This is a genomic window from Shinella fusca (assembly GCF_014203155.1).
GTDB lineage: Bacteria > Pseudomonadota > Alphaproteobacteria > Rhizobiales > Rhizobiaceae > Shinella > Shinella fusca.
This window is the reverse complement of record NZ_JACHIK010000025.1, coordinates 42,176-48,641: the sequence shown is the minus strand read 5'-3', so window position 1 is coordinate 48,641 and position 6,466 is coordinate 42,176. Positions and strand designations below refer to the sequence as shown.

8 protein-coding genes are annotated in these 6,466 nt (G+C 66.1%); 1 reads left to right on the top strand and 7 read right to left on the bottom strand.

The genetic code is table 11. The annotated features are described in order from the left end of the window. The 6 genes from HNQ66_RS22190 to HNQ66_RS22165 all read right to left on the bottom strand — a co-directional run. Positions 1-453: NAD(P)-dependent oxidoreductase (locus tag HNQ66_RS22190; protein WP_184146880.1), on the bottom strand; the 453-nt coding region annotated here is incomplete at its 3' end. A gap of 57 nt (positions 454-510) precedes the next feature. Then, entirely contained in the window at positions 511-1,242 is a 732-nt protein-coding gene (locus tag HNQ66_RS22185; protein ID WP_184146878.1) for an amino acid ABC transporter ATP-binding protein, read from the bottom strand. A 62-nt stretch (positions 1,243-1,304) separates the two neighbouring features. Beyond that, the gene (locus HNQ66_RS22180; protein ID WP_184146876.1) at positions 1,305-2,096 is read right to left on the bottom strand and encodes a transporter substrate-binding domain-containing protein; all 792 of its coding nucleotides are present in this window, start codon (positions 2,094-2,096) and stop codon (positions 1,305-1,307) included. Positions 2,097-2,162: 66 nt separating this feature from the next. Continuing rightward, positions 2,163-2,819, bottom strand: coding sequence for an amino acid ABC transporter permease (locus tag HNQ66_RS22175; protein WP_184146874.1), 657 nt, complete (start codon positions 2,817-2,819; stop codon positions 2,163-2,165). Between the two features lies 1 nt (position 2,820). Then, complete coding sequence (locus HNQ66_RS22170; protein WP_184146872.1) at positions 2,821-3,507, bottom strand: amino acid ABC transporter permease; 687 nt, start codon at positions 3,505-3,507, stop codon at positions 2,821-2,823. Positions 3,508-3,546: 39 nt separating this feature from the next. Continuing rightward, complete coding sequence (locus HNQ66_RS22165; protein WP_184146870.1) at positions 3,547-4,179, bottom strand: HD domain-containing protein; 633 nt, start codon at positions 4,177-4,179, stop codon at positions 3,547-3,549. Positions 4,180-4,282: 103 nt separating this feature from the next. Here HNQ66_RS22165 and HNQ66_RS22160 point away from each other — a divergent pair, with 103 nt between their 5' ends. Next, positions 4,283-5,182, top strand: coding sequence for a LysR family transcriptional regulator (locus tag HNQ66_RS22160; RefSeq protein ID WP_184146868.1), 900 nt, complete (start codon positions 4,283-4,285; stop codon positions 5,180-5,182). 52 nt (positions 5,183-5,234) lie between these two features. Here HNQ66_RS22160 and HNQ66_RS22155 read toward each other — a convergent pair whose 3' ends face one another. After that, complete coding sequence (locus HNQ66_RS22155; RefSeq protein ID WP_184146866.1) at positions 5,235-6,404, bottom strand: alpha-hydroxy acid oxidase; 1,170 nt, start codon at positions 6,402-6,404, stop codon at positions 5,235-5,237. Positions 6,405-6,466 lie beyond the last annotated feature (62 nt).

Below are 6,466 nucleotides of genomic sequence, written 5' to 3'. Positions count from 1 at the left end.
CACGGTATGCGCATCCTCGACGTCCTTCGCCGCGCCGCCGGCCATCAGCGTGAGTTCGCCGGTCAGCGCCTTCGGCGCGCCGCCGGAAAGGGGGCAGTCCACCCAGCGAAGGCCCCTTTCGGCGGCATCGGCCGCCAGTTCCTTCGTCGTTTCCGGATCGATCGACGACATGTCGATGATCAGCGTGCCGGGCCTTGCGCCTTCTGCGACGCCCGTCTGACCGAAGACGGCCTTGCGCACGATGGCGGGCGCGTTGAGGCTGAGGATGACGTAGTCGCTCCCTGCAGCCGCTTCCGCCGCGCTCGATGCGGCATAGGCGCCCCTGTCGACCAGCGCCTGGCGCTTTTCCGGGCTGGGGTCGAAGACGGTGAGACGGTTGCCGGTCCCGGCAAGCCGCGTGCCGATGGCGCCGCCCATGGCGCCCGCGCCGATCAGCGCTACCCTGTTGCTCATGGCCCGCTCTCCTCAAGATGCGTTGCGATGTCGATGGTCACGGCCCAAGGGCGGCGATCAGCCGACTTCCGACCGCAGGAAGGCCTGCAGTTCCGGCGTCTTCGGAGCGGAGAAGAATTCGGCGGAGGGGCCTTCCTCGTGGATGATGCCGTCCTTCATGAAGATCGTCTTGTTGGCGACGCGCCGCGCAAAGCCCATTTCATGGGTGACGAGGATCATCGTCATGCCGCCGCGGGCGAGATTCTCGATGACGGCGAGCACTTCGCCGGTCAGCTCCGGGTCGAGCGCCGAGGTGACCTCGTCGAACAGCAGGACCTTCGGCTGCATGGCGAGCGAGCGGGCGATGGCCACGCGCTGCTGCTGGCCGCCGGAGAGCATGTCCGGATAGGCGTCGAAGCGATCGCCGAGCCCGACGAGCGACAGGCAGCGCCTCGCCTCCTCGCGGGCGGCCTGCCTCGGCAGGCCCTTCACCTGCACCGGCGCGAGCATGATGTTCTCGCCGGCCGTCAGGTGGGGAAAGAGGTTGTAGCTCTGGAAGACGATGCCCACGTCGCGGCGGAGCTGGCGCAGCTCGGCCGGCTTCCGCGACATGCGGTGGCCGGCCACCTCGATCTCGCCGTCGTCGATGCTTTCGAGACCGTTCAGGCAGCGCAGGAAGGTGCTCTTGCCGGAGCCGCTGCGGCCGATCAGGGCGACGACCTCGCCGCCTTCGACCGTGAGGGACACGCCCTTCAGGACCTGGAGCGCACCGAAGCTCTTGCGGATGTTCTTTGCGACGACGACGGACATGGCGGGGCCTCTCGATCGGGAAAGACGGGGCGCCGCGCGGGCGCCCCTCGGGTTTCAGGCAATCAGAACGACGGCAGTTCCGGCATCGGGGTCTTCATCCACTTCTCGTAGATCGCGCCCAGCTCGCCGCTCTGCTTGTGGACGAAGAGCACGGTGTTCAGCCAGTGCAGGAGGTCCGGATCGTTGCGGCGCAAGCCGACGCCGTAGAAGCTCTGGAGATAGGTGGTCTTCTCCTCGAAGCCGCGATCGGGATAGCGTTCCTGAAGCTGCGCGGCGATGTAGTTTACCGTGCCGATCGCATCGACCTGGCCGGAGACGAGCGCGTTCAGCGTCGTGCTGTCGTCGTCGAAGCGGACGAGCTCCATGCCTTCGATCCCGGCGGCCGAGAGGATCTTCTCGTGCGCCGTGCCGCGCGGCACGCCGACGCGCTTGCCGGCAAGGTCCGCGAGGCTCTTTATGACCGTGTCCTTCGGCGCGATGATGACCGACTTGTGGCCGCCGTAGGGGTTGGAGAAGGCGACCGAGAGCGCACGCTCGGTATAGATGCCGAAGCTCGCCACGACGAAGTCGACCTTGCCGGTCTGCAGCGACGGGATCCGGCTCTGGCCGGTAACGGAGACGAGTTCCAGCTCGACGCCGAGATCCTTGGCCAGCAGCTTGGCGACATCGACGTCGAGCCCGTCCGGCTGCATCTCGGCGTTGGTGATGCCGAAGGGCGGCACCGACAGGTCGACGCCGATCAGCACCTTCTTGCGGGCGATGATGTCGTCGAGGGAGGAGGCCGACGCCGTGGCGGCGCCGACGGTGAGGGCGAGAAGCCCGACGAGGGGCAGGAGAAGGGATTTCAGGCGCATGGTATCCTCTCAGTTTCGGTTGGGGTTCCGGTTGGGTGGACGGCCTTCTGCGTGCCGTCCGGCGGTTCAGGTTCTCGCGCCGCGGCGCGCGGTGCGCCGCTCCAGCCACAGGCTGAGCTGCGTCAGCGGGAAGCAGACTGCGAAGTAGAGTGCGGCGACGCTGAGGAACGCCTTGAGCGGCTCGAACGTGGCGTTGCTGACGAGTTGGCCGGCGCGGGTGATCTCGATGAAGCCGATGATCGAGGCGAGCGAGGTCTGCTTGATGATCTGCACGAGGAAGCCGACCGTGGACGGCATGGCGAGGCGGATCGCCTGCGGCGCGATGACGAAGCGCAGCGTCTTCCAGGGCGTCAGCGCCAGCGCATCGGCGCTCTCCCACTGGGCCCTGGGAATGGCGCGCAGCGCGCTTTCCCAGATGGCGCCGAGGAAGGCGCTGGAATTGACGGTGAGCGCGATGGCGGCGGCCGTCAACGCGGCGATCTCCACGCCGAACAGCGAAGGCGCATAGTAGCAGAGGAACAGCAGCACGAGCAGCGGCAGGCCCTGGACCAACTGCATGTAGAAGGTGGTGAGGCCGCGCAGCGCACGGCTGCGGGCGATGCGCAGCAGCGCGAGCAGGATGCCCATGAGGCCGCCGCCGACGAAGGCGATGACGGTCAGCGTCAGCGTCCAGCGCAGCGCATAGACGATGAACAGGAATTCGGGCGTGCCGAATGTGCGCATGTCATGCCCTCCCGAGCAGGCGGCGACGCGACCGCGTGAAGATCATGAGGCCGGCAATGTTCAGCACGCCGCGGAAGACGAAGTTGAGCACGACATAGACCACGGCGATGACGAGGTAGATCTCCATCGTGCGGAACGTCTCGGAGCTTGCGATCATCGCGGCGCCCGTCAGGTCCTCGACGCCGATGGCGGAGACGAGGCTGGTCGAGAGCATAAGCAGCACGCATTGCGAGACGATGGGCGTGAACACCTTTTCCAGCGCGGGCGGCAGGATCACGAAGCGCAGCGTCTGGAAATAGGTCATGCCGAGGCTCTCGGCCGCCTCCACCTGGCTGCGGTGCGTCGCCTCTATGCCGCCGCGCACGATCTCCGCGACATAGCCGCCGTTGTTGAAGACCAGCGCGATGAAGACGGACGCGAGCGGGGACAGGCGGATGCCGATATTCGGCAGGCCGAAGAAGATGACGAATATCTGCACCAGCAGCGGCGTGTTGCGCGTCACCTCCACGTAGATGCGCACGAGGAGCCGCCCCGGCTTCCACGGCGAGGTGGACAGGACCGCGCTGGCGACGCCGAGCGCGATCCCCCCGAAGATGCCGACGAAGGAAAGCAGGAGCGTCAGCCAGAGCCCGCTCACGACTTGCGGCAGGTAGTTCAGCAGCGGGCCGAACTGGAACGTATAGTTCATCTCTAACCTCGGCTTTCGTTCGGGTGGCGGGCGGGTTTGCTATTGCTGGCCGAGCGGGCGAACGCGCAGATTGGGGCCGGCAAAGCCGATCGTGTCCGGATGGCACAGATCCAGCGCAGCCGCCACATGCCACCACGTGTGGTCGGCCTGGCGGATGATGTAGCATTCCGTGCTGTGGCCGATATGCGCGCCTTCCAGCGAATGGCCCATGCAGATATGGCCGATCTCCTCCGGCAGGCCGACGGAAAGGCAGACATGGGTGCCGTAGGCCGAGTGGCGGAAGGAGGGCTCGCCGTAGCGGTCGCCACGCTCGCTCCAGCGCTTCAGGTTCACCGGGTCGAATTCCCAGGTCTTGCCGATATCGTGGCACAGCCCGCCGGCGAGGATGATGTCCCGGTCGACCTTCGCTTCCGGATAGGTCTTCCTGAATTCGTCGTAGATGGCGAGAGCAAGGCGCGTGACGCCGCGCAGATGCGCGTCCTGCCGGCCGCGCTTCAATGCGAAGACGTTGGGGCTGCCTTCGCCGGAAATGTCGGTGACGCGGTCGAACGAGGAGCGCTCCAGCGCGAAGACCCAGGCGTCGACGACCTTTTCCCTGAGCTCGTCGGACTGGATCTCCGCGATCTCCGGCAGGTCTTCGAGAATGTGTTCGCGCGAAATGGTCTTGTACATGGGGTCACCGCGTCTCTGATGTGGATGAGGAAATCCTATGCGGTCTTGAGATCAAAATCTAATTAGGATACTTATCGCTATCGATAGAAGAATTCTATTCATCATGGCCCTCAGCTTCTCCGCTCTCGAATCCTTCTACTGGGTCTGCCAGCTGCGCAGCTTCAGCGCGGCGGCCGACAAGCTCCATGTCAGCCAGCCCACGGTTTCCTACCGCATCCGGGAATTGGAAGAGCAACTCGGCGTGTCGCTCTTCGTGCGCCAGAAGCGCCAGCTCGTGCTGACCAGCGAGGGAGAGGCGCTGAAGCACTATGCGGAATCGATGATCGCGATTGCGCGGGACATCGAATCCAACATCAAGACCCGCAATACCCGCCTGCCGACGCTGAGGGTCGGCGTGATCGACAGCTTCGCCGCCGTATGCCTGCCGGCCCTGCTCGACGAACTCGACAAGCGCTTCGCCGGAACGCGGATCGCCGCTACGGTGGATACCAGCCACAGGCTTGCCGACCAGCTCTCCGAGGGTCTTCTCGACATCGCCGTCCTCTCGACCCCTCCCCCGCACGATAACGTCGCCCTGGAGCTCCTGGGGCGTCAGAGCGTCGGCTGGGTCGCAAGCAGGAAGCTCGGGCTACCGGAGGCAACCATCTCCGACGAGGAGCTGCTGGCGCAGCGCATCTTCTCGACCCCCGCGCCCTCCAACCTGCACTCGCTCACGACGGGCTTCCTTTCCGCCTCGTCGGGCGGCGGGTTGAGGCTCAATGTCTGCAACAGCCTCGGCACGATCCTCAACCTCGTGGAATCGGGCACGGGGATAAGCATCCTGCCGACCCGCCTGATGCAGGAGCTGATCGCGAGCGGGACGATGCAGGTCCTGAAGACCCAGTCGCCTCTTCCCTTGCAGGAAGTGTTCATCGGCACGAACAAGGGCGCCATCGTGCGCGCCCTCCCGCAGGTGACGCAGATGATCCGGAAGGTCAGCGGCAGCGTCGGTTTCTGCGTTTGAGGACGTCACGCAAACCCGGGAGCCCGGCCGGTCGAGGCGCGGAGACGGTAACCTAGGCACGCCCGCGGCGAACGATATGTTCGCGCTGAATGTCGCCCACCGCCGAGACGCCCAGCAAGGCCATGTTCCGGTGGATTTCGGATTGCAGGATCTCGACGGCTCTCTCGACCCCATGCGAACCCGCGACGGTTGCGGCATAGAGGAACGGCCGGCCGACGAAGACGAAACGGGCGCCGAGCGCGAGGGCCTTGATGACGTCCGTGCCGCGCCGGAACCCGCCATCGATCATGACCGCCGTCCTGTCGCCGACCCTTTCGACGATCCCGGGAAGCGCGCTCAGGGGCGACATCGTGCCGTCCAACTGACGCCCGCCGTGGTTGGACACGATCACCCCGTCCACCCCCAGTTCGTGGGCGCGGAGCGCATCGTCCGGATGCATGATGCCCTTGACGACGAGCGTCCGCGGCCAGCGCTTGCGGATGCGCTCCAGATGGACCCAGTTCAGATGGTCCCTCCGGCCGAAATCGCGCATGACGCTCGGCGAGATGATGGGCGCGCCGCGGGTCGCATAGGAATTCTCGAAATGCGGCACGCCGTGCAGCGCCAGCGTGCGCAGGAAGGTCCCGACGGTCCACCGGGGATGCGTGATGCCTTGCCATGCGAGGCCAAGGCCGGGACGCAGCGGCGTCGAGAAGCCGGCGCGCACGTTGTTCTCGCGGTTTGCCAGGATCGCGGTATCGACCGTGAGCACCAGCGTGGGAAAGCCCGCACGCTCGGCCCGCTCGACGAGCGCATCGATCCGGTCCGGCTCCCCCGGAAGGTAGGCCTGGAACCACGATCCCGGGGCGGCCGCGGCAATCTCCTCCATGCGGATCAGCGACGATCCGCTCACGATCATGGGGATGCGGCACTCCTTCGCGGCCTCGGCGAGGCGGATGTCACCCCGGTAGGCCATCAGGGCGCTGATGCCCATCGGCGCGATCCCGAACGGCGCATCGTAGGTCTGCCCGAGAAGGGTCGTCGCGGTGCTGCGCCCGGAAACGTCGCGAAGCACCCGCGGCTGGAAGGCGTAGGCGTCGAAATCCTCCGCATTGTAGCGCAGCGAGGCGTTCGTCTCGCTCGCGCCGGCGATGTAGCCGAACAAGGGCCGGGGGAGACGCCGCCTTGCCGCGCGTTCGAAGTCGTTGAGGCACAGATAGGTCTGGAGACGGGCACTCGTCATCGTATCACCGGGATTGCATCGACCCGGCGCGCCGGGTCGGAGAAGCGGATAACGGCCGCACA